The organism is uncultured Cyclobacterium sp. (genome assembly GCF_963977555.1).
GTDB lineage: Bacteria > Bacteroidota > Bacteroidia > Cytophagales > Cyclobacteriaceae > Cyclobacterium.
In genome coordinates this window covers 101472-123624 of sequence record NZ_CAXBPD010000008.1, presented here as the reverse complement: position 1 = coordinate 123624, position 22153 = coordinate 101472, and the positions used below count along the sequence as shown (strand labels likewise).

The 22153-nt window shown below is 40.1% G+C and carries 21 protein-coding genes; 7 read left to right on the top strand and 14 right to left on the bottom strand.

Annotated elements, in window-relative coordinates; genetic code table 11:
• Window positions 1-22 precede the first annotated feature (22 nt).
• Window positions 23-2266, top strand: coding sequence for a hypothetical protein (locus AAC073_RS11845; RefSeq protein WP_339924046.1), 2244 nt, complete (start codon window positions 23-25; stop codon window positions 2264-2266).
• A gap of 210 nt (window positions 2267-2476) precedes the next feature.
• On the top strand, window positions 2477-3286 hold the full coding sequence (locus AAC073_RS11840) for an N-acetylmuramic acid 6-phosphate etherase (RefSeq protein ID WP_339924045.1): 810 nt from the start codon (window positions 2477-2479) through the stop codon (window positions 3284-3286).
• Between the two features lie 85 nt (window positions 3287-3371).
• On the opposite strand, the gene atpC is transcribed toward AAC073_RS11840, so the two are convergent.
• The 3 genes from atpC to AAC073_RS11825 form a co-directional block, all read right to left on the bottom strand.
• A complete protein-coding gene (atpC, locus tag AAC073_RS11835; RefSeq protein ID WP_339924044.1) occupies window positions 3372-3617 on the bottom strand; it encodes an ATP synthase F1 subunit epsilon in 246 nt (81 codons plus the stop codon).
• 52 nt (window positions 3618-3669) lie between these two features.
• Window positions 3670-5172, bottom strand: coding sequence for a F0F1 ATP synthase subunit beta (atpD, locus tag AAC073_RS11830; protein WP_339924043.1), 1503 nt, complete (start codon window positions 5170-5172; stop codon window positions 3670-3672).
• A gap of 172 nt (window positions 5173-5344) precedes the next feature.
• Window positions 5345-5827, bottom strand: coding sequence for a C40 family peptidase (locus tag AAC073_RS11825; protein WP_339924042.1), 483 nt, complete (start codon window positions 5825-5827; stop codon window positions 5345-5347).
• Between the two features lie 268 nt (window positions 5828-6095).
• On the opposite strand from AAC073_RS11825, the gene AAC073_RS11820 reads away from it, so the two are divergent.
• Window positions 6096-6341, top strand: coding sequence for a hypothetical protein (locus AAC073_RS11820; protein ID WP_339924041.1), 246 nt, complete (start codon window positions 6096-6098; stop codon window positions 6339-6341).
• A gap of 16 nt (window positions 6342-6357) precedes the next feature.
• Here AAC073_RS11820 and coaE read toward each other — a convergent pair whose 3' ends face one another.
• From coaE to AAC073_RS11785, 7 genes are all read right to left on the bottom strand, one after another.
• Window positions 6358-6963, bottom strand: a complete 606-nt coding sequence (gene coaE / locus AAC073_RS11815; RefSeq protein WP_339924040.1) for a dephospho-CoA kinase — start codon at window positions 6961-6963, stop codon at window positions 6358-6360.
• Window positions 6956-7921 carry a YbbR-like domain-containing protein gene (locus AAC073_RS11810; protein WP_339924039.1) on the bottom strand — a complete coding sequence of 322 codons (966 nt, stop codon included), beginning with the start codon at window positions 7919-7921 and terminating at the stop codon, window positions 6956-6958. The genes coaE and AAC073_RS11810 overlap by 8 nt, the downstream gene beginning before the upstream one ends.
• A 12-nt stretch (window positions 7922-7933) precedes the next feature.
• Window positions 7934-8254, bottom strand: a complete 321-nt coding sequence (gene yajC, locus AAC073_RS11805; RefSeq protein ID WP_339924038.1) for a preprotein translocase subunit YajC — start codon at window positions 8252-8254, stop codon at window positions 7934-7936.
• Between the two features lie 2 nt (window positions 8255-8256).
• The gene (locus AAC073_RS11800) at window positions 8257-8802 is read right to left on the bottom strand and encodes a DUF1573 domain-containing protein (protein WP_339924037.1); all 546 of its coding nucleotides are present in this window, start codon (window positions 8800-8802) and stop codon (window positions 8257-8259) included.
• A gap of 13 nt (window positions 8803-8815) precedes the next feature.
• The gene (locus AAC073_RS11795; RefSeq protein WP_339924036.1) at window positions 8816-9124 is read right to left on the bottom strand and encodes a YtxH domain-containing protein; all 309 of its coding nucleotides are present in this window, start codon (window positions 9122-9124) and stop codon (window positions 8816-8818) included.
• A 9-nt stretch (window positions 9125-9133) separates the two neighbouring features.
• Window positions 9134-10318 carry a transcription antitermination factor NusB gene (gene nusB / locus AAC073_RS11790; protein ID WP_339924035.1) on the bottom strand — a complete coding sequence of 395 codons (1185 nt, stop codon included), beginning with the start codon at window positions 10316-10318 and terminating at the stop codon, window positions 9134-9136.
• Between the two features lie 147 nt (window positions 10319-10465).
• Window positions 10466-11566, bottom strand: a complete 1101-nt coding sequence (locus AAC073_RS11785; protein ID WP_339924034.1) for a Glu/Leu/Phe/Val dehydrogenase — start codon at window positions 11564-11566, stop codon at window positions 10466-10468.
• 143 nt (window positions 11567-11709) lie between these two features.
• Here AAC073_RS11785 and AAC073_RS11780 point away from each other — a divergent pair, with 143 nt between their 5' ends.
• The gene (locus AAC073_RS11780; RefSeq protein WP_339924033.1) at window positions 11710-13503 is read left to right on the top strand and encodes an ABC transporter ATP-binding protein; all 1794 of its coding nucleotides are present in this window, start codon (window positions 11710-11712) and stop codon (window positions 13501-13503) included.
• A 15-nt stretch (window positions 13504-13518) separates the two neighbouring features.
• Here the strand turns inward: AAC073_RS11780 and AAC073_RS11775 are convergent, their stop codons facing one another.
• Window positions 13519-14265, bottom strand: a complete 747-nt coding sequence (locus AAC073_RS11775) for a hypothetical protein (RefSeq protein WP_339924032.1) — start codon at window positions 14263-14265, stop codon at window positions 13519-13521.
• Between the two features lie 263 nt (window positions 14266-14528).
• Here AAC073_RS11775 and AAC073_RS11770 point away from each other — a divergent pair, with 263 nt between their 5' ends.
• Complete coding sequence (locus tag AAC073_RS11770) at window positions 14529-16403, top strand: DUF4838 domain-containing protein (RefSeq protein ID WP_339924031.1); 1875 nt, start codon at window positions 14529-14531, stop codon at window positions 16401-16403.
• Between the two features lie 394 nt (window positions 16404-16797).
• Here the strand turns inward: AAC073_RS11770 and AAC073_RS11765 are convergent, their stop codons facing one another.
• The 3 genes from AAC073_RS11765 to AAC073_RS11755 all read right to left on the bottom strand — a co-directional run bounded on the left by AAC073_RS11765 (window position 16798) and on the right by AAC073_RS11755 (window position 19600).
• Window positions 16798-17151, bottom strand: a complete 354-nt coding sequence (locus AAC073_RS11765) for a four helix bundle protein (protein WP_040417513.1) — start codon at window positions 17149-17151, stop codon at window positions 16798-16800.
• Window positions 17152-17516: 365 nt separating this feature from the next.
• Window positions 17517-18575 (bottom strand): aminotransferase class I/II-fold pyridoxal phosphate-dependent enzyme, encoded by a 1059-nt coding sequence (locus AAC073_RS11760; RefSeq protein WP_339924030.1) that lies wholly within the window; start codon window positions 18573-18575, stop codon window positions 17517-17519.
• Between the two features lie 14 nt (window positions 18576-18589).
• Window positions 18590-19600 (bottom strand): dipeptide epimerase, encoded by a 1011-nt coding sequence (locus AAC073_RS11755; RefSeq protein ID WP_339924029.1) that lies wholly within the window; start codon window positions 19598-19600, stop codon window positions 18590-18592.
• Window positions 19601-19773: 173 nt separating this feature from the next.
• On the opposite strand from AAC073_RS11755, the gene AAC073_RS11750 reads away from it, so the two are divergent.
• Together AAC073_RS11750 and AAC073_RS11745 are read left to right on the top strand one after the other, a co-directional pair.
• A complete protein-coding gene (locus AAC073_RS11750; protein ID WP_339924028.1) occupies window positions 19774-21249 on the top strand; it encodes a M14 metallopeptidase family protein in 1476 nt (491 codons plus the stop codon).
• 151 nt (window positions 21250-21400) lie between these two features.
• Window positions 21401-22117 carry a methyltransferase gene (locus AAC073_RS11745; protein ID WP_339924027.1) on the top strand — a complete coding sequence of 239 codons (717 nt, stop codon included), beginning with the start codon at window positions 21401-21403 and terminating at the stop codon, window positions 22115-22117.
• Window positions 22118-22153: the final 36 nt, after the last annotated feature.

The following is a 22153-nucleotide window of genomic DNA, read 5'->3' as shown; positions in this document are numbered from 1 at the left end:
AATTAACCATATTATTTTTACCATGAAATACTTACAATCAAAGCTTCTTATTCTTATTGGGTTGCTTTTGGGTTTGACACAGGTTCAGGCGCAACACCTGCCATCAAGCAGTAAAAGGACGCATCAGGATGTTCCTTTTGTGCAGGAATACAGCATCAAATATTACTCAGATGAGCAGTCTACGGACCTTAAAAAGGTTTATGCTGACAGAAATGGCACCGTGCAGCTTTTAGGGACCAAAGGACTATTTAGAACGCATGCAGGAGCATTCTTGTACCCAGGCACCTTTACGCCTGACAAGACCTACCTGGCCATGAAAGATAAAAACATCAGTAGCCTATCCACCGTAGAGGATCAATTTGTTTACTTGGATGACAAGGCGGTATTTAGCAATGCCTGGGCAGGGAGCCTCTACCTAAAACATGAACTTCCGGGAGCCAAACATTTTGTCCATGGGGAGGATTTTACTTTTTTGGTTTCTGATGGAAGCAATATCCATCTTGTAAACCAAGCAGGTGTCATCTATAAAGGCAAGATCAGTGGTTCTCCAGTAATAGGAATCAGCTATGACATTGCCTCAGCAAGGTTTCTGCTTCTGGCGGAAAATAAAGTAATGGCTTTCTCAACGGATACCAAAAAGCTGCAAACCTTGACTGAAGGTTCTGGCTTTACCAGTTTCGTGGTTAGAGAAGGAAAGAACAAGCTTGCAGTAGCCACCACAGATGGTTATTTCGAATGGGACTTATTGGCAGATAAAAAGGTTGGCGAGAAGTACAATGCTTTGCCATGGCCATCCTTGACCAGCCTTACTGAGATCAACGGCTTACTTTGGTTTGGTTCAGAGCGAGGAGCATTTATGCAAAAGGAAGATGGTGGGTTTAACTACTATTATGGAGAAAGATGGTTGCCAGGCGACCAAGTGCTTCATATAAGTCAAAAGAATGAGGACGAAGTATTGGTTTTGACAGACAAAGGGCTAGGCAAACTTGTATTTATGTCACAGACTTTGGCAGAGAAGGCTGCCTATTATAGTGAACAAGTAAGAGAACGCCACATCCGACACGGTTTCAATGCTACATTGTCAAGGATGGAAAAAGGCAATATGGACACTGGAAGATTGGATGATTCAGACAATGATGGTCTTTGGACTTCTATGTATTTGGGCGGAGAGGCATTTCGCTATGCTGCCACAGGGTCTGCTGATGCTTTAAAGAATGTTAAGGAATCTTTGGATGCTTTGGAAAGACTTTATACAATCAATCCAGTCGAAGGATTTCCCTCCAGGTCTTTTAATAGAAGTGGATATATCGATAAATTAGCTGACCCAGACAGGTGGCAACATGCTGCTGACAAAGAATGGGATTGGAAAGCGACAACCAGTAGTGATGAAGTGATAGGACATGTGTTTGTTTTCGGCGTAATTGCTGAATTGGTAGACAATGAAGCGTTGCGCAATCAAGCAATAGGTCTATTGGATCAGCTAATGACACATATCGTCGAAAATGATTGGTACTTGATAGATTATGATGGCAAGCATACCACTTGGGGCAGGTGGAATCCTGAATATGTAAATGGATTCCCTACCATGGTTGGTGACAGGAAGTTGAACTCTTCAAACATTATCGCCATGTTACAAACGGCCTACCACTTTACTCGTAAGGAAGTGTATAAAAAGGAGGCTTACATGTTGATGGACAAGCATGATTACTTAGAAAACTTAATGCGTCCAATGGAAGTAATAGGTAAAGCACAAGAAGGAAGTGATGATTGGGCAGCCATGTTGTCTGAATCCTGGAATCACTCTGACGATGAGATGTACTTTATGGGGTATTGGGGTTTATACCGCTATGCTTTTACAGCTGAGTTAAAAGAAAAATTTAGGCTTGCGATCCAGGATCATTGGGAGTCAGAACGACCTGAAAAAGATGGGCTATGGAATATTTTTGGAGCTTTGGTCAACAGGGAAAATTTTGATTTGGAGGAAGCTGTTTGGTATCTTCAAGAGCATCCTCTTGACATGATCAGCTGGAATACGGCTAACAGTCATAGAAAAGACATCAAGCTATTGGAACAGAATTTTAGAGAGCAAACTACGGAGCTTGTACTTCCTCCTGATGAATTGATGATACGCCGGCACAATGGCAATAGGTTTACACTTGACGGAGGAAATGGTGGCGGACAGGAGTACAGCGCCGGAGATATATGGCTTTTGCCTTATTGGATGGGCAGGTATCTTGGTGTGATCAGTGACCCATTGACCAAATAAAAGGAGCTTTCAAAATAAAATTCATTCAGGATAAAGGAGGGCGTATATATGGTGGTACATCCTTCGGATTTTGCTTTATTTACACAAAGATTAAATGCAGACCTTGGTCAAGTAAGAGAGGCCTCTGGAGGTAAGGTTTCCACCAAAACTAAACCCGGAAATACCCCCACAATTTGAACTATTCTTGTGAACTTTTAAAATAGATTTATAATGACAAAAATTACCGAGCAGCCTTCTTTGTACCGGCATTTAGAACAGATGTCTATAGAAGAATTGACAGCCAATATAAACAATGAGGACAAAAAAGTAGCCCTTGCAATTGAAGCGGTCCTTCCAAAAATCAACTTAATGATACAATCGATTGTAGATAAGCTTGAAAATGGAGGAAGACTGTTTTACGTAGGAGCTGGTAGTGGAGGAAGGCTTTCAGTCTTGGATGCTATAGAACTTCCCACCACTTATGGAATTCCAAAGGGGAAAGTGAATGTCATTCTAGCAGGTGGAGTAGACCGTTTGATAGAAGCAAGGGAGGAAAAAGAAGACGACCCTGATGCTGCATGGGAAGCTTTGCTTGGCTATGAGGTTTCAGATAAAGACTTTGTTTTGGGAATTTCAGCAAGTGGAACCACTCCATTCGTTTTGGGTGCATTGAAGACTTGCAGAGATAAGGGAATACTTACGGGTTGTATTGTAAGCAATCCTGAATCACCGATTGCTGCCAATGCAGCTCATCCAATAGAAATATTGACTGGACCTGAATTTGTATCAGGAAGTACGAGGATGAAGTGTGGAACAGCCCAAAAGATGATTTTCGATATGCTTTCCACCACCTGCATGATCAGGTTGGGAAGGGTAGAGGACAATAAAATGGTCAACGTCTTGCTTATCAATGACAAGATTGTGGACAGAAGTGTGAAAATGCTAATGGAAAGGGCTGGTTTGACTGATTATGATAAAGCCAAGGCACTATTAATGGACAAAGGATCTGTGAAAGCAGCGCTAGATTCCTTAGGAAAATAGAATTACTAAGTTTTTTACTTAATAAATAAAAAGGGTTCTGAAAATTTAATTTCAGAACCCTTTTAGGTTTTGCGAAAGAAGTAGCTTAATTCACTACCTTTTCTGCCAATACAATAATTTTATTGTCATTAACCTCTACTACTCCTCCATCTACTATCAATGACTTTTGTCCTTCAGAAGTAGTGTAAGAAACAGCTCCTTTTACAAGGGCTGATATTATAGCAGCGTGGTTTTTCAATACTTGAAAGGAACCATCGGCTCCAGGAAAGGTTGCCTCAGAAACTTCTCCTTCAAATACTTTTTGGTCCGGTGTAATGATCTCTAAATGCATGATATATTTTATTAGAGGGTAATACTTGACGTATTACCCTAATAAAGTGCTATTATTTAACTTCTGCCAACAATTTTTCACCTTTGGCAATGGCATCTTCAATACCACCTACTAAGTTGAATGCTGCTTCAGGCAAGTGATCCAATTCTCCATCCATGATCATGTTGAAGCCTTTGATCGTATCTTTGATATCTACCAATACTCCTTTAAGACCTGTAAACTGCTCCGCTACGTGGAAAGGTTGAGAAAGGAAACGTTGTACCCTTCTGGCGCGGTGTACTACTCTTTTGTCTTCTTCAGAAAGTTCTTCCATACCCAAGATAGCGATGATATCCTGAAGTTCTTTGTAACGCTGAAGTAGCTCTTTAATATTGGTAGCGCAATTGTAATGCTCATCGCCAACTACAGAAGGTTCAAGAATTCTAGAGGTAGAATCCAGAGGATCTACTGCTGGGTAAATTCCTAGTTCTGCAATTTTTCTTGAAAGTACAGTTTGTGCATCCAAGTGAGCAAAAGTTGTTGCTGGTGCTGGATCTGTTAAATCATCAGCAGGCACATAAACGGCCTGTACAGAAGTAATAGATCCGTTTTTTGTAGAGGTAATTCGCTCTTGCATCGCGCCCATTTCGGTAGCGAGCGTAGGCTGGTAACCCACAGCTGAAGGCATCCTTCCCAAAAGGGCTGATACTTCGGAACCTGCTTGTGTAAAACGGAAGATATTGTCAATAAAGAAAAGAATGTCTTTACCAGCGCCATCACCTTCACCGTCTCTGTAATACTCTGCTAGTGTTAATCCAGTCAAAGCTACTCTTGCACGTGCTCCAGGAGGTTCGTTCATTTGACCGAAAACGAAAGTCGCCTTGGAATCTTTAAGTTTTTCCAAATCCACTTTTGATAGATCCCAACCGCCTTCTTTTTCAAGAGACTCAACGAAATCATCACCATAGGTCACAATTCCTGATTCGATCATTTCTCTGAGCAAATCGTTTCCTTCCCTGGTTCTCTCGCCAACTCCTGCAAATACAGAAAGACCTGAGTATGCTTTAGCAATATTGTTGATCAGTTCTTGAATAAGTACTGTTTTACCAACACCTGCTCCTCCAAACAAACCAATTTTACCACCTTTTGCATAAGGCTCGATCAAATCGATTACCTTAATTCCTGTATACAATACTTCTGTAGAAGTAGACAGGTCTTCAAATTTCGGTGCCGACCTATGTATAGGTAGCCTGTTGTTAGACTCAGGTTGAGGTAATCCATCAATGGCTTCTCCTACCACGTTAAATAACCTTCCTTTGATATTGTCGCCGGTGGGGACTGATATAGGACTACCAAGGTCTATTACCTCCATACCTCTTACCATTCCTTCCGAAGAGTCCATCGCAATGGTTCTTACCCTGTCCTCGCCTAGGTGTTGTTGAACTTCAAGAATAACCTTCTGGCCATTCTCTTTTATGATTTCAAGTGCATCAAGGATATTTGGCAGGTTACTCCCTTCAAAGGAAACATCCACAACAGGACCAATTACCTGAGTTATCTTACCAGTATTCGCCATTGTTATATTTTAAGATCTATTGGAACAATACTTTTTAATTCGAGTGCAAAATTAGTTAATATTGCTGAATACCAAAGGATGTTTTAAAAATTAATGCACTTTGATACAAATTTTTATAGCACTACTTATTTAATTAAAGATTTTCACCCTTTTTTTCCCCTCTTTTGACTTGCTAAAAAATTCTTCTTGCCCTTACCCATCTTTTAGACCAGTATTTTGATTGCAAGTTGTCTTCTGTAACCCCTAAAGAAGTGGAGGCATGAATAAAATAAGTTTTACCCATTCGTTTCTCCAACACGATACCTGCATGGGTCACCTTGTTTCTTCTGCGACCGGTTGCAAAGAAGACTACATCACCCTTTTTTAATTTAGCTTGTGTCACTTTCTTGCCAATTTTGCTCTGCGCTGCCGATACGCGAGGCAGCGTTACCCCTACACTTTTGAACGAAAGGTAAACCAAAGCCGAACAATCCATTCCTGAACGGGTATTACCGCCATACCTATAAGGAGTGCCTTGATAGGATTTAGCTGTATTGACTACTTGTTGGATGTTTTGCTGTCTTACTTTTCTAGAGGAAGAACAAGAGCTACTAAAAAGGAGTAATAAACTAAAAATGAAAAGTAAAAAGACACTGTTTTTTTGATTTTTAATCATAAATGTGATCAGTTATTTCGTTCCTTATGCTGTAGGAGTTTTGTCGTGACTTCTCTTACCTTGGTTTATCTATCAATTTCAAAACTCATGCGCTTTATTGCCGTTTAAAAACGTTAAGGTAGTTCAATTCGATCAAATTACTTTGCCTGAAGGATGCTATTTTTGAATAAATTATTTACTTTTAATCATTAATGGATCGTAAATCTCTCCAAATTTGTTACCCTTTTACCCAAAAGCCTACTACAACATCACTACAAAATAGCATTCGATGAGTAAAGAGGACTTTAGCAGGCTTAGCATACAAAAGAAAACTCAGAAACTGTACACTGAAGGTACATTTGTCGTTGCCATTCGGTATTATACGCATAAAGTTAACCTCTACCTTTTGGGGGAGGAGTACGTTGAAGTTTTTTACAACCACAAACAAGACCGAATTGACAAAATTGATTTTTTGAATCACAGGCATTCAAGAATGAAATTTTACCTGGATCAGATAAGCCTTAGCGAAATCTAATTGAACTGCTCAATTTTCATTGCACCTCCATCAAATGCGAATGGATTTTTAATACCTGCGGAATCACAAGAGATGATTCATCATTGGAAACGATGTAACTAGCCAGCTTATTTTTTTCTTCGTCTGTTAGCTGCTTGTTTATGATTTGCTTAATTTGATCTACGCTACGCTTAGGATCTCTGGATTTTATCCTCTCAATTCTTATCTTTTCTGATGCTGCTACATGTACCGTATAATCCAATGCCTTGTAAGAGCCTGTTTCAAATAACAATGCGGCTTCCTTTAAGACATACTTGGTTTGCTGGCTTAATGCCCAGGATTTGAAATCTTCAGCTACAGCAGGATGTACCAGGCTGTTTATTAAGGCTGTTTTATCAGGGTCGGCAAAAACAATGTCTGCCAGGTATTGACGATTGAGTTGGCCATCCTCAAAGTAAGCTGAAGCACCAAAATTATCGATAATCAGTTTTTTTAAGGGAAGATGATGCACCATAAGATACTTAGCACGGTCATCCGCATTGAATATTGGAATGCTAAGGAGGGAAAAAATTTTGCAAATTAGGGTTTTGCCAGCCCCAATGCCCCCACTTATCCCAACCAATAACGGAGTGGCCTTACTCATAGATCAAATCAAAACTATCAGGAGAGAAGGTTATGTCCCTAAGGAAAGAACGGTTTACATTTAAGGAAACCGCAATAGAACTGTCTTCCCTATTTCTGTTGTTATAATTGAGGATCGCTGAAAGATTCAAGGCCTCAAGATCATTTTGCCTTCTTTCGTCAACCAAAAACTGAAGGGTTACATTGTTGACATCGCCTTCAATATTTACATTGGTAGGGAAATATAATTTTTTAACCTCCAATTTTAAAGTTTTTTCTATAAAAGCAACCACCTGAAAACTTATCTGAACGGTTTCTTCATCCAGGGTTAAAAAATCTCTTTTTGTTTTGTCTAATTCAAGGGGAAGAAGCTTTGAATAGTGGTTTTTAATATTGTTTTCACCAAGCTGAACAAGTAATTTACCTTCTAATTGTTCTATTACAGAAATAGGCCCTTTTACAGTTACATATTCAGGATCCATTGTAATAGGGGAGGCAAAGTCGTAGTTTTCAGCTAGGGGGTTGGCCAAGGTGTCCGGGATTATTTGGATTTTCTTGGATACAATTTTGTCAATACTGAAAAATAAGGTGTCCTGAACGATGCGCACCAGATTTGTTGCTGAAATATGCTCTGACATTTGCTGAGCTATTTCAGCAGTAATTAAGTAGGGTTGATGAGAAGGATCATCCAGATTTATTTCTAATGGATCTTGGCTTACGCCAAAGTGTTTTTTCAGAAGATCCCAACCATTCCCATTGATTTCAATCTTGACTTCGTTTGGGAGGCCTTTTACAGCCATGTACTCTTCTTCATCAAACTGAATAGAGACGGGCTGATTGACGATAGTGGTGTAGTTGTCCTTATTTAGTGCATTAAGCAACCAAAAGGTGGTAGCCGTGACTACGCACAGAACTACCACCTTCAGATTGGAAGTTTTATTAGGTTTAAATTTCCGGAAATAATTACTGAGTGTACTCAAGTGTACGGAAAATTATTTTTCAGTTGATAATTTTTTAGTGTAATCAAGAGATAAGGCAGATTTTTCGACCCTTATTTTCATCCCTTTGTCCAAGTCAATGGTCACAATGTCACCTTCTACGGAATATACTTTTCCATGAATCCCACCTACTGTTACTACTTGTTCTCCCTTTTTTATGTCAGAGATAAACTTGGCCGTATCTTTTTGTTTTTTCTGCTGGGGTCTGATCATAAAGAAATACATGATCAGGATGATACTACCAAAAAGAAAAACTTGACCCATGATACCACTACCCATGGCACTGTCTACTTGAAGCAATAATGAATTGTGCATTTTTATCGTTTTACTGGACCTGCTGAAGGTGCGGTGGATGTTCCTGTTGATCTGTTAACTTCTCCTTTTAATCTTAACCTAGATACACTTGGATTGGTATTGGCTTGAATTGTAACGGTTGGGCTTTGAACACCAGATTTTCCTCTAGAGTTAAATACTACCTTTACAAAACCTTCATCACCTGGTTTTACTGGGCTTTTGGACCATTCTGGACTTGTACATCCACAAGAAGCTTGAATATTGGAAATAATCAGAGGTGCCTGACCTTCATTTTTGAATTTGAAAATATGCTCGACAACCTCTCCTTCATTGATGGTACCAAAGTCAAAGATTTCATCTTCGAAGGCGAATGCACCTACTGTAGATGGGTCTGCAGGTTGTACATTTTGTGCACTTGAAGGAGTAACTACTTGATTTTGCTCTAGCTGGGAAATTTTTTGCTCCAACTCCTGAATTTTATCATTGTCTCCACTTCCTTTTTCACTACAGGCTCCTGCCATAATCAGTGTCAAGCCAAGTAGCCACACCGAAAGATTAGAATACTTCATAAATAGAACTGTTTTAATTTTTATTGTTGTCGTTATTGATTTGGTCAATAAGTTTATTGACATCATTTAGCAAATTTTCTGCTTTGGATTTTGCCTCTGTGATAACCTTGTCTCCTTCAGATCTGGCAATATTGTCTGGCAGATGTTTTTCATCTATCAGTTCATTGATCAGGTCTTCCAGCTCATTGCGGTATTTTGCCAGTCTGTAGGATAATTTATCTCTAGTATTATTTCCTGCATCAGGTGCAAAAAGCACCCCTAGAGTAGCACCCAAACCTGCTCCTAGAGCAAATGCGAATAATGAATTACCTTTTTTACCCATTTTGTGTTTTTATTTATTATCTATAAGCCCTCTACCACTCTTACGTATTTTTCCGTTTTCGGTTAGTTCTTTTGACAATGTATCCAAAAGTCCGTTCACAAACTGCTTACTTTTCGGAGTACTATACGTTTTGGAGATATCAATATATTCATTTATGGACACTTTGGTAGGGATACTTGAGAAATTTACCATTTCTGATAAAGCCATTATAAGTATTACCCGGTCCGTTAAAGCGATCCTTTCTACATCCCAGTTTTTAGTCGTGTTTGCAATTAACTCGCTGTATTCCTTTTCTGAGGCTACTGTAAAGTTGTAGATGTCCTGAAAGAATTCTTTGTCCTCTTCCCAATTTAATGCCAATTCCGGAAGAATCTCATCCGATTCATCTTCGGTGCCGGTAAGGGTTTTTATTACCTTTGAAGACAAACTCTTAACAATCGATTTGTTTTCCGACCAATTCAAATCTCTGTCCTGAAAGAAGCTTAAAGGAGCCTCTAGCTTAAAAATTATCTTTTTGAGGATAACTTGTAAAATCTCTTTGTCCTCCTCGAAACTTGGGTTTTCAATCTTCATGTACTCCTGGTATTCCTCCTGAGGTTTTACCAGTTCTCTGTACCATTCTTTGATCTCCAGCTCCAACTCTTCTATGTCTACATCAAATCTAAGACAATCCTTTTTGAAAGAATGGTTTTGTTCAATTATCAATAAGGCTTTATTAGAACCTAGATTATAAGTTGCAGGAAGTGTTATTGCAGGTTGGTCATCAAGTTTTCTCTTTTTTAACTTTTCTTTCCTAACATGCTCCCCAAATGCTACCAACATACTGACCGCAAACAAATACAAACCTGGAATGTTTTCCACAGCCGTCAGCATATTCGTTCGTAAAAATTCCTTGTCCTTTTTATTGTTAGAATTGTAATAGGCAAGGGCCTTTACCGCTGTTTCTTTTACCTTTTCATTGTCGCTTTTTTCCAATGAAAGTTGTGCTTGATCTCTGTTTTTGATAAAAACCTGAATACAACGCTCTGCTTCTTTTTTAAGGAAACTCTTGTCTTGTACTTCCATAGAATTGAGATCTGGTAAGAAGGCTTCTTTTATAAAGTCTTGGGCCAGATTTGCATTGGAAAGTTTGCACTGGTGAAAAGCATACAACGTTTGAAATGCTTTTACTCTGAGGATTCTCCTATTTAACATTAACTGAAATTAAAGAACGTGATAAGTGGTATATGACAAGTAGGACAGAAGCAGCCTTTTCTCGTCTAATCTAATTTTTCTGCAAATTAGTAAATGTACCTGCAAAGGACAAATATTTGATCTCACATGCTGTAAAAAACACGCAACCTACCATGACATTTTCAATTGTCCGATATCTTTTATCCTATTTAACGCTTTTTGTAGTGCCGCTTCATGTGGGGATTTGCCCTCGGAAGCAGCCAAATCAAATACCTCCAAACAAGTGTCGTATATTTTTTCCGCCTTTTCTATCGCTAGGGACTTTTTGTAATTTCCCTGGTATTCCTGATAGACATTTATTAAACCACCAGCATTGATTAGAAAGTCAGGGGCGTAGAGTATTCCATGCTCCATTAGCATTTTGCCATGGACTTGTTCCTTGTCCAATTGGTTGTTGGCTGCTCCTGCTACTATATCACAAGTCAATGATGGAATGGTCTGGTCATTGAGTTGACCTCCCATTGCACATGGGGCGAAAATGTCCATCGCGATGTCCTGAATCGAGCTTGCAGAGATGACTTTTGCGCCTGTTGATGCAGCCACTTTATTTGCTCTATCCGCATTAATATCGGCCACCATTAATGCAGCACCCTCTTTGTGTAAGTGCTCTGCCAGGTGATTGCCCACTTGACCAGCCCCCTGGATTAGAATCCTTTTTCCTTTTAGTGAATCACTTCCATAAGCTTTTTTTGCGGCGGCTTTCATGCCCAAATAAGTGCCATAGGCTGTCACAGGAGACGGATCTCCTCCACCACCCTTGCTTTCGGGTAATCCTGTTACATGCTTTGTTTCCATAGCAATGTATTCCATGTCCGCAGTTTGGGTATTCATGTCTTCGGCGGTGATGTACCGGCCTCCTAAACTTTCAATAAATCGACCAAACCGCCTTAAATAAGCCTCTGTTTTCAGGGAAGGATCTCCTATTAAAACAGCTTTTCCACCGCCAATATTCAAACCAGCTATTGAAGCTTTAAAAGTCATCCCTCTGGAAAGTCGCAATACATCTTTTATCGCATCTGCTTCATTGGTATAATGCCACATTCTGGTTCCTCCAAGAGAAGGGCCAAGCACTGTATTGTGTATCGCAATTATGGCTTTTAGACCAGTTGGTTTGTCAAAGCATATTACCAATTGCTCATGCTCCATTTCCTCCATCTGGGCATAGATTTCATTTATCTTCGGTTTTTCCTCCGTTTTGATTGCCGCCATTGAACTTTGATGTTTATAATATGTTATATTTGAGTTCAGTTAAAAACAGATGTGTACAGAATTTAATGTATTTCATCTGCCTTTCATTTGCAATATAACACAATATTATTCAAGATATTGCGGTTTAAAAAGTCATTTGTTTTGTGAAGCCCCTTTGGAGATTAAATAAATACCTATATAAATATAAGCTGTACCTTTTTTTAGGAATAGTTTTTACGCTTATTTCAAACTTTTTTGTGATAATTCCGGCACGACTCGTTGGGATTGCCATCGATTATGTGGTTGAAAGTTTTAGCTATTATCAGGTATTTGATGATGGTGAAGTGGTGCAAGAAGCTTCCAGGTCTGAGTTTCTGAAGTATATATTGATATTTGGCTTGCTAATGCTCGCCATGGCCCTGTTGAGAGGACTCTTCTTGTTTCTCATCCGCCAAACCATCATTGCGATGTCAAGGCTAATAGAATATGACTTAAAAAATGAAATTTATGCCCACTATCAAACCCTGCCATTAAGTTTTTTCAGGCAAAACAGCACTGGCGACCTAATGGCCAGGATCACTGAGGATGTTTCCAAGGTTAGAATGTATCTGGGGCCAGCCTTGATGTATGGCATTAACCTCATCATCTTGTTTCCAATGGTGATCGGCTATATGTTCACCGTAAATGTACCTCTTACTTTATATTCTCTTTTGCCTCTGCCAGTCTTGTCTGTGAGTATATACCTGGTCAATAATATGATCAATAAACGTTCGGAAAAGATACAGCGTAGCCTATCGGGATTAAGTACTTTTGTTCAGGAAGCTTTTTCAGGGATTCGGGTGATCAAATCATTTGTTAGAGAAAAAGACAGCGCCAATCAGTTTCAGAAAGCAAGCGAAGACTACAAGGAGAAATCCATATCACTTACCAAGGTGCAGTCCTTATTCTTTCCCCTGATCATGGCATTGATTGGGCTTAGTACAATCCTTACTGTTTATGTGGGAGGAATACAAGTGATAGAGGGGGCCATAGGATATGGGGTAATCGCAGAGTTTATTTTGTATGTCAACATACTTACCTGGCCAGTGACGTCTCTAGGCTGGGTCACGAGTATTGTGCAAAGGGCTGCTGCTTCTCAATCCAGAATCAATGAATTCTTGGATGAAAAAAATGATATTTTAAGTTCAGAGTACCTGGAGAAAGAAATCAATGGCCATATTGAAGTACAAAAACTCTCCTTCGTCTATCCTGATTCGGGAATAAAAGCCTTAGATAAAGTGAGTTTTGAAATAAAGGCGGGGAAATCATTGGCCATCATAGGCACAACAGGATCCGGAAAATCGACCATTGCCAATCTCCTCATGCGGACCTATGATGCCACCGAAGGAAGAATCTTGCTGGATGACCACGATATCAGAAGTTATGATATCGCCAATCTTAGGGAGCAAATCGGCTATGTCCCTCAGGATGTGTTTCTTTTTAGTGATTCCATAGCTAATAATATTGGTTTTGGCCTAGGCAAGTCACTAGATATGGCGCAGATAGAACAAGCTGCAAAAGATGCTGATGTATATAATAATATCATTGAATTTCCACAGGGATTTGAAACCAGGCTGGGAGAAAGAGGTATGACGCTGTCTGGTGGTCAGAAGCAAAGGGTTTCCATCGCCAGAGCCATAGTGAAATCTCCAAAGATTCTCTTACTTGACGATTGCCTTTCTGCTGTAGATACAAAAACGGAAAATGCGATCTTAAATGCCTTAGAGAAGATAATGAAAGACAGGACCTCCATTATCATATCCCATCGAGTGTCCTCTGCAAAGCTTGCTGATCAGATCATCGTCCTTGATGATGGTGCGGTTGTTGAGAAAGGCAATCATGTGGAATTGATGGCCATTAAAGGGGCTTATGCTTCTTTATACGAAAAACAAACCCAGCAAGCTGGCGAAGTAGATTGATTAATGTCGAAAGGTTTACAATTGAAGGAATAATCCTGCAACGGCAAACTGAACCAAAGTGAAATTGTACACCTCGTCCACATCAGCCCCTCCTTCCAAAAAGCGGTAACCTGCTTTTATAGCAATGTGGTCCGTGAGGGGAAGTTTGGCTCCTAAAAATAAATCAAAAGCCCTTCCCGGACCTCCAGCCAAGCCATCTCCTTCAAAATAAATCAAATTTTCACCTCCCAGATCATAGGCGGTGTATAGGTGCAATAATGGGACAAATCCTAAATCATCTTTTTTGTCGCTTAGTCCTTGGTCATTGGCCAGGCGAACTTGCGCATCACGGATTTTGGCAGTGAAGCCAACACCGACAAGCAAGTTTCCTGCAGTAAGGATGTCCCTACGGTAAGTAAGTCTATAACTGTTAAATTGGTAATAGCCATCCAAAGCCTGACCTTGCTCAAATACACTGGACTCAAAGTTGATGTCTCTATTGGCTGTACCTTTATAGTCAATGCCTAGCGGAGCATAGAGCGCAAAAATATGGTTCTTCTCATTGAAGGTGTAACCCAGCCTTATTCTGTAAGGTATGACAGGCCCTTCCGCTTCAAAATCGTCCTGAAAACTAAACAAAGTCCCTGAGGTACCAGGTATACGTACATCATTATAACCTGGAAAGGCCAGCCCGGTTTCGGCATCTATCGTGAACTGGGCCTGGGTGGGTGTGATGATAAAAAAGACAAGGAAAGCCAAAGGAATAATCACAAGTTTATACATGTAGCAAATGATTTTAGGGTTGAACTTAATCCCTTAGTATCAAGTATTGTGCCTTATTTCTGGGGACTGTTTTTATTTCAACAAACTACTTATTTTTCCTGAAGAGCAGAAAAACACCCATTCGGGTCGTTTCAAAGGGTAGATTATTTCCTGGTTAGTGTAAACCTTTTAAGGTTTAGATGTCCTTGCACGGTATCCGCTTCTGTTGTATATTTCTATCCCAATAAATTACTTTATAAATAGCCCAAAATAGTTATTGCCCTATGAAAATGATATTCGGACTGCTATTGACTTTTTCTTTTTTCGCCACCAGTAGGGCACAGGAACTTACCTTGGTCAAAAATAAGAAATCTGACTTTGCCATCATTATTCCCGAACAACCTACTGTAGAAGAAATTCAGGGCGCCAAGGTTTTGCAACACTATTTGTACAAAATCTCTGGCGCCGAGCTTCCCGTAAAGCAGGACCGAGGACTTCCCGGCAATAATGAAATTCTTGTAGGGAGAGTAAGTCGGCCCGAGACCGCCAAGCTGCCCTATGAGCAAATGGGTAAAGATGGGCTCTATATTGGCAATAATGGCAAACAACTTATCCTGACTGGAGGGCCTAAAAAAGGGGTAGAGTATGCTGTTTACACTTTTCTGGAAAAGTACCTAGGTTGTAAAAAATACACTTCAACCTTCGAAGTTATACCTGAACAAAAAACCATCAGAATACCAGCCATAGACGATTTACAAATCCCTGATTTTACTTTTAGGGAGGTGTTTTATAATGATGCCTATGATCCAAAATTCATGGACTGGCACAAGTTGCATTCTCACAGTGAACGTGGCAATATTTCAGCTGAATGGGGCTACTGGGTGCATACTTTTCATAACTTCCTCAACCCAGAAGAATATGGGGAAAGCCATCCTGAATATTTCAGCTACTATGATGGCCAGCGACATGCTGGGATGGTGCCATCCTGGGATGGAAAGAGTTTGCAACCCGAATCCCAACTTTGCCTAACCAATCCAGATGTGCTTGAGATCGTGTGTGAAAACCTTCAAAAAGCCATCGATAACAAACCTGAAGCCCTGTATTGGTCCGTTAGCCAAAATGACAATGTGAATTACTGCCAATGTGAACACTGTGCGGCTTTGGATGCCAAGTATGCAGCCTTTTCTCCAGAGGAAAAAATGTATGCCACCCACAGTGGTCAATACCCTGCGCTAGGAATGGGGTCAATGTTGACCTTTGTCAATAAGGTCGCCGAGCGATTTCCAGATAAAATTATCTCTACGCTGGCATATCAATATACCCGGGTGCCTCCTAAGGATATTGTACCTCGCGAAAATGTAAATATCATGCTATGTAGCATTGAGAGCACTCGAAATGAACCCATGGAAACGGGCGACCCAGACTTTAGCAATGACCTGAAAGGTTGGGGTCAGATTACAGACAATATTTTGATTTGGGATTACAATATTCAATTTGCGAATTTGATGGCACCTTTTCCCAATCTTCGTACCCTGCAACCCAATATTTCCTTTCTTCGAGATAACAATGTCAGTGCAGTATTTGCCCAAGGTAATATTCAGTCCGGTGGGGAATCTGCAGAGATTAGGGCCTATCTATTGGCCAAATTGCTGTGGAATCCTGACTTAAATGCTGACCAAGAAATGGATGGTTTTCTTAAAGCTTACTATGGAAAGGCATCCCCTTTTATTAAAGAATATATTGCCCTGCTCCACGACAATAACCAAGGATTTACAGGAAGAAAAATGTCGATTTTTGGAAGTCCAAAACATGAAAAAGACAGTTTCCTCAGCCCGGAATTATTGGCCAAATACAATGGGCTCTTCGATAAAGCTGAGAAGGCAGTTCGCAAGAATCCCGAACAACTCAGCCGTGTAAAATCTGCCCGACTTCCAGTATCTTTTGCCATGCTTGAAATCACTAAGGAACAAAATGGGAACAATTGGGAGACTTACCTAGATGGAGACCAGAAAAAAGTTAAGCTTCCAGCAGAGGTAAGCAAACTACTCTATGATTTTTACTATCAATGCATGGACACCGAAGTCAGCAGACTTTCAGAATGGCATACTACGCCGAAGGAATACCTTCGTAATTATCAATTATTAATTGTTAATTATTAATGTTTGTTACCGCTAATGGTTACTCTTACGCTTGTATTAAATCTCAAAGGTTGTTTTAAGTAGACAGGTTCTATTTTTGCTTACGCAAAAAAGATTTTGTTTGACATCTGCGGAAAGTAATCGTCAAACCACCACAATAAAAGCCAACCACCCCTTTTTTTTCATTAACAATTAATAATTAACAATTAACCATTTACAATTAACAATTGTCAAATTTTGTCATCGTGAAACATTAATTTAGTACTGTTTCTGCTTTATAAAAGTCGTACTGAAAGGATAGGGCCAGTTTTTTCGAAGTAAAAACCGATACCGCTTACGGTTGCTTAAAGGAAGCGTCAAATCCTCACTATAAACGATAGCCATTCCTTTTTCATTAACAATCAATAATTAACCATTAACAATTATTTTTCGTTGTTCTTAAAATACTAGTAACCAGCTTAATTAATTCAATAGCGTCTGCATTGATACTTGAAAATTGTTCTTCACCTAGGTAGTTTGTTTCTTTTAAAAGTTCGAGCCAATAAATAGTTTCATTTATTTCTTTTTGAGCAATTGCCAATTTATGGATGAAATCTTTCTTGCTTTCAGAATGCTCACTTTCTCTCACCATCGCACCAACACTGGTTCCACTCCTTAAAAGTTGCTTTGAAAGAACAAATTCTTTCTTCTGCTCACACAAGAACTGGTATAACTTGACTACCCTGACCGCAAATGCAAAGCTCTTAGTTTTTACAATGTTCTCCTTCATAATCTTTTTTAATTATTAATGATTAATTGTTAATGTTGGATACCGTGCACCTTTGCGCCCACGTAGCGACTGCTTTTTAGAAGTTGTTATGAGAGGACAAGTCCAGTTTTTGCGTAAGCAAAAACTGACGAACCTCGGCGGTTGCTTACATCAAACGACTAACTTATAATGTATAACGACAACCATCTCATTTTCATTAACAATTAACCATTTACAATTAATAATTATAAATGTTGTTTATCGCTAATGGTTACCCCAACACTTGTCCTACCATGGCGGTTGCTGAAAGTAAACGCCAAAATTCTACCGAATAACGACAACCACCCCTTTTTTTTCATTAACAATTAACAATTAACAATTAACCATTAACAATTATTAAACAATCCAAGCTCATCAGCCAACGCTTCCAAATCAGTGGGCAGGTGCCAGGCAGACAATATAATCCGATTAACTGGCGGGCTGGCGGGGAATGGATAGGGGAAGGAAGAGAGGGCAAAACCTTTTTGATGCAATTCATTTACCCAGTGTTCAGGGGCAAAAGAAATGACGGGGTACTGAGGCAACATATTAAATTCTTCTAGCTGAGAAACAGCCGAGAACATGTAGTGAAGGTTTTTGTTTAGTTTTTGCTGCTGGCATTGATAGATGTTCTGGCCTTCCAAAAATGCATTTAGAAATGCTGGAGCAGGAGGGGAGGAGGTACGGTAAACAGGATTTTCTTTTACCTGTTGAATCAATGACTGACTTCCTAAGATAATTCCTGCCGGAAGGGCAAGAGCTTTACCCAAAGATCCGCAAACCATCAATTCTACAGGAAGCTTTTTCCATTGGGAATAGGTACCATAGAGCCCTTTGCCCAGAATGCCAAATGCATGGCTGTCGTCTATCAGCAGGTAGTATTTATTGGCGGGAGACAGGTCTTTCGTCCACTTAAAATCATGAATCTCGGGGATTAGTGGGTTAACGGCATTGGAAAGCAATAATATTTTTTGTCCCATTAGGTCATGGGATTTAGCAATGCATTTTTTTTGCCATTGGTTGTGGGAAAGGGTCGATGGCTGTTGACTGCCAAAGGTAATGGCGGGATGGGTGTCTGGTGCAGTCCATGTGAGGTCCACCAGTGATCCTAGAGTGTTTAATGCCAATTGTCCTGCCATGTAGCCACTGCTCAACAATGCCGCATATTGAGCCTCAGAAGCATCTGCAAAGTACGTTTCAAAAGCATCATATATAGGCAATTTTACATTGCTGTTTCTGCTGGAGCCATGATTGGGACCGTGCTTTATTATACTATCAATCAGTAGTTGCCTGAACTGGGGCTGACTGCCCATGCCTAGATAGGAGGTGCCACTAAAGTGGAGATAAGGTTTTCCTTCATAAAAAATTTCCCTGTCCGGAAGATCGGTATAATAGGAGTGGCTCATGGTGAATTATTGGTTTATAAAAGTAGGGCACCCGTTCCGTTTCTGTCTGGGAATGTAACATGATCGTCAAAAATTTCCACACCACTAGCGATGTCTTTTGACAATAGCATGGCGCCATCCATGTCTACATAATCCAATAAAGGGGCAATATGCGCAATAGCGGAAATGCCTACGGATGACTCGGTCATGCAGCCGACCATGGTCTTCATGCCTAAATCTTTCGCTTCCTTAAGCATTCGTAACCCAGGCGTGATTCCCCCAGCTTTGACAAGTTTTACATTGATCCCATGAAAGTATCCATGACATTTGGCTACATCCCCTTCCATAATACAACTCTCGTCAGCAATAACAGGTAAGGCACTTTGAGCAAATACTTTCTTCATTCCCTCAAAGTCGTCTTTAGGGAGAGGCTGTTCCATAAATTCAACATTTAGATCGGCCAGCTCTTTGGAATTGGCAATGGCTTCATCCGCATTCCAGGCACAGTTGGCATCAATTCTAAAAGCTGCATCGGTGTGTTTTCTTAACTCTCTGATGATCTCCATGTCATTTGCAGTTCCCAATTTGATTTTATAGAGTGGCCATTTTTGTTCCTGCATTTTCTCCACCATTTTAGCAATAGGGGCAATGCCTATAGTGAAATTGGTTACCGGTATTTTTTTCGGATCAAGTGCAAGCAATTCGTAGAGTTTCTTGCCCTGAATCTTGGCATATAAATCCCAGGCAGCTATGTCCAGCGCACATTGAGCAAAGGGATTGTCCTTAAATAAAGGGGCTGTAATCGCCCAAAGTTGCACTGGATGGATAGGGACCATTTGGGCCAGTTCTTTTGCTACGAGTTGCAAGCAGGCCTGCATATTGTCCAGGGTCATGCCATAAAATGGGTTGGTAGTAGACTCACCTAATCCATAGTGCTCCCCATGGCTCAACCTTACTACTAGCGTATCTTGCACATCTCTGCTTTGGTGAGCGATGGTGAAGGTGTGTTTTAATGGTAGCTTGTAGGGTAGTATTTCTAGTTTCATAAAATGGTCGAATGGGATTTTACAAGTATTTCCTATAGATGAAAAACGGATAGGTAATCGAAAGACAATGGCAATACCTTATTAAATTCGTCTTGTTGCTGTTTGCTTATTTCGGGACTTAAATTTAATTAAATTTCGCCATATTTACATAGTAACCAAGATTCAGTTGCCTTATGAAATCTTCTTCTGGAATAAGTGTGCTTATTATTGTCATCCTTTTTTTATCCTACGGTTGTCAACCTGTAAAGAATAGCACTGATAGTATTCCTCCTGCGCTTCTCGAGGATGCCTATGCCCAATACAAAGCCCCGGAAATTGACAACAGGCGTTTTGGTTATGATGTGATTGCGCCTTTAATTGCCCGAAGAAAGGCGATGTTTGAAACAACAGAACTTGGAAAATCTGTGGAAGGCCGACCAATTAATGCACTGACCTATGGCGAAGGCACTCGAAAAGTGCTACTCTGGTCCCAGATGCATGGCAATGAAAGCACTGCCACCATGGCGCTTTTTGATCTTTTTAATTTCCTTGAGGGCTCAGCTGATGACGGCTTTGAGGGCATTCGCTCTGCCCTTCGGGAAAATTTGTTGCTTCGGTTTATTCCCATGTTGAATCCTGATGGTGCAGAGAAGTTTGCAAGGCGAAATGCACAGCAAATCGATCTTAACAGGGATGCTGTTCGCCAAAGTACTCCCGAGGGCATAGTCCTTAAGGCTGCCAGGGATGATTTTGAACCTGAGTTTGGCTTTAATCTTCATGATCAAAACAGGTATTATAATGTGGATGGGACGGCACTGCCTGCGACCATTTCCTTTCTTGCTCCTGCTTATAATGAAGCTCGTGAGGTAAATGAGGTAAGAAGTAAGGCCATGAAAGTGATCGTTGGAATGAATCATTTGTTACAGCAGGTTATCCCGGGTCAGGTGGGTAAATACGATGACAGCTTTGAGCCCAGGGCTTTTGGTGACAATATCCAAAAGTGGGGAACCAGTACAATTTTAATAGAATCTGGAGCTTATTTTGGGGATCGTGAGAAACAATATATCCGCCAGTTAAATTTCATGATTGTATTAAACGCCTTGTATGAGATCGCCACAGAGCGTTACACTCAGTATACTGAAGAAGCTTACCAAGCCATACCTGAAAATGATTCCAAGTTGATGGACCTATTGATTAATAATGTGGAAACTGCGGACGGGGACAACAAATACCGGACAGACATCGGAATTAAAAGTAGTGAGCAGTATCTCGACAGCCTTATTTTGATGAAGGGAAGTATTGCCGATTGGGGAGATTTATCGGTGTATTATGGTCATGAGGAAATAGATGCAGAAGGAATGAGCCTTGAGAAGGGTGAGATTTGGCCTGAAGTTATTCCTTTAGAACAATTGGACAGCGCCAAGGTCCTACAAATGCTGAAAGAAGGTTATTTGGCAGTTGCTACAGACAAGCATCATCAGGGGAAAGTTCATCAATTGCCGATTCTTGTCTACACAGAAGGAAACACACCTGATTTGAATCCTACACTGGAGCAGCGGCCATTCTTTTATCTGACAGCAAATGGGAAAAGACTAATGGCTGTAATAAATGGTAATGTAATCCGGATGGACGGACATAAAAATGAATCCTTTTGGCAATTAATTGAATAGGTAGTGGGGGTGGTGTTATGATCTTGTAATAAAGTATTTGAAGCAATTTAGGCTTTGGCAATTTTGATGGAAGTCAGTAGAAATGTTGTAATTGTAGCTATAAATTGTTAAAATCAGGGATGTTTAATATAAATAAAACCAAAATAACCTCATGCAAAGCAAATCTACTGTAAAGGAAATAAAAGAAAGATTTGATCAGGATGTTGAGCGCTTTTCTAATTTAGAGACCGGACAACAAGCGACAATTGATGCACCATTGACCATGGATTTGATAGCGAATGCAGCATTAGCTTGCAACCCTGAAGCAGAAAATTTATTGGACATAGGCTGCGGGGCTGGGAATCTTACTTTAAAGATTTTGGAACAATTCCCACAGTTAAACAGTGATTTGCTCGACCTTAGCAAACCAATGCTAATCAGGGCCAAGGACAGGGTTTCTTGGGCTACAACAGGTAAGGTAAATACCCTGCAAGCAGATATTCGAGAGGCAAAATTAGAAGAAGGTAAATATGATATTGTAGTAGCAGCAGCTGTTTTACATCACCTCAGGGAAGAGGAAGATTGGGAAAATGTCTTTGCTAAAATATTTAAATTGTTAGCCCCAGGGGGTAGTTTTTGGATTTCAGATCTTGTAATTCATGATGCTCCTGAAGTTCAGCAAATGATGTGGAACTGGTACGGAAGCTATTTGGAAAAACTCAAGGGAGCAGAATACCGCAAGGATGTTTTTGCCTATATAGCAAAAGAAGACAGCCCCAGGTCTTTGTTTTATCAACTCAATCTAATGGAGAAAGTTGGTTTTACAGGATTGGAAATTTTACACAAGAACAGCTGTTTTGCAGCTTTTGGTTGTAGAAAACCCAAATAAGCACTTGATAATAATAAATTCTCTGAAAGAAATGTA

What these genes read in the sequence shown, in the direction of transcription:
- AAC073_RS11845 (WP_339924046.1), top strand. Translation starts at nt 23, where the DNA reads ATGAAATACTTACAATCAAAGCTTCTTATTCTTATTGGGTTGCTTTTG.
- AAC073_RS11840 (WP_339924045.1), top strand. Translation starts at nt 2,477, where the DNA reads ATGACAAAAATTACCGAGCAGCCTTCTTTGTACCGGCATTTAGAACAG.
- atpC (WP_339924044.1), bottom strand. Translation starts at nt 3,617, where the DNA reads ATGCATTTAGAGATCATTACACCGGACCAAAAAGTATTTGAAGGAGAA.
- atpD (WP_339924043.1), bottom strand. Translation starts at nt 5,172, where the DNA reads ATGGCGAATACTGGTAAGATAACTCAGGTAATTGGTCCTGTTGTGGAT.
- AAC073_RS11825 (WP_339924042.1), bottom strand. Translation starts at nt 5,827, where the DNA reads ATGATTAAAAATCAAAAAAACAGTGTCTTTTTACTTTTCATTTTTAGT.
- AAC073_RS11820 (WP_339924041.1), top strand. Translation starts at nt 6,096, where the DNA reads ATGAGTAAAGAGGACTTTAGCAGGCTTAGCATACAAAAGAAAACTCAG.
- coaE (WP_339924040.1), bottom strand. Translation starts at nt 6,963, where the DNA reads ATGAGTAAGGCCACTCCGTTATTGGTTGGGATAAGTGGGGGCATTGGG.
- yajC (WP_339924038.1), bottom strand. Translation starts at nt 8,254, where the DNA reads ATGCACAATTCATTATTGCTTCAAGTAGACAGTGCCATGGGTAGTGGT.
- AAC073_RS11800 (WP_339924037.1), bottom strand. Translation starts at nt 8,802, where the DNA reads ATGAAGTATTCTAATCTTTCGGTGTGGCTACTTGGCTTGACACTGATT.
- AAC073_RS11795 (WP_339924036.1), bottom strand. Translation starts at nt 9,124, where the DNA reads ATGGGTAAAAAAGGTAATTCATTATTCGCATTTGCTCTAGGAGCAGGT.
- nusB (WP_339924035.1), bottom strand. Translation starts at nt 10,318, where the DNA reads ATGTTAAATAGGAGAATCCTCAGAGTAAAAGCATTTCAAACGTTGTAT.
- AAC073_RS11785 (WP_339924034.1), bottom strand. Translation starts at nt 11,566, where the DNA reads ATGGCGGCAATCAAAACGGAGGAAAAACCGAAGATAAATGAAATCTAT.
- AAC073_RS11775 (WP_339924032.1), bottom strand. Translation starts at nt 14,265, where the DNA reads ATGTATAAACTTGTGATTATTCCTTTGGCTTTCCTTGTCTTTTTTATC.
- AAC073_RS11770 (WP_339924031.1), top strand. Translation starts at nt 14,529, where the DNA reads ATGAAAATGATATTCGGACTGCTATTGACTTTTTCTTTTTTCGCCACC.
- AAC073_RS11765 (WP_040417513.1), bottom strand. Translation starts at nt 17,151, where the DNA reads ATGAAGGAGAACATTGTAAAAACTAAGAGCTTTGCATTTGCGGTCAGG.
- AAC073_RS11760 (WP_339924030.1), bottom strand. Translation starts at nt 18,575, where the DNA reads ATGAGCCACTCCTATTATACCGATCTTCCGGACAGGGAAATTTTTTAT.
- AAC073_RS11755 (WP_339924029.1), bottom strand. Translation starts at nt 19,600, where the DNA reads ATGAAACTAGAAATACTACCCTACAAGCTACCATTAAAACACACCTTC.
- AAC073_RS11750 (WP_339924028.1), top strand. Translation starts at nt 19,774, where the DNA reads ATGAAATCTTCTTCTGGAATAAGTGTGCTTATTATTGTCATCCTTTTT.
- AAC073_RS11745 (WP_339924027.1), top strand. Translation starts at nt 21,401, where the DNA reads ATGCAAAGCAAATCTACTGTAAAGGAAATAAAAGAAAGATTTGATCAG.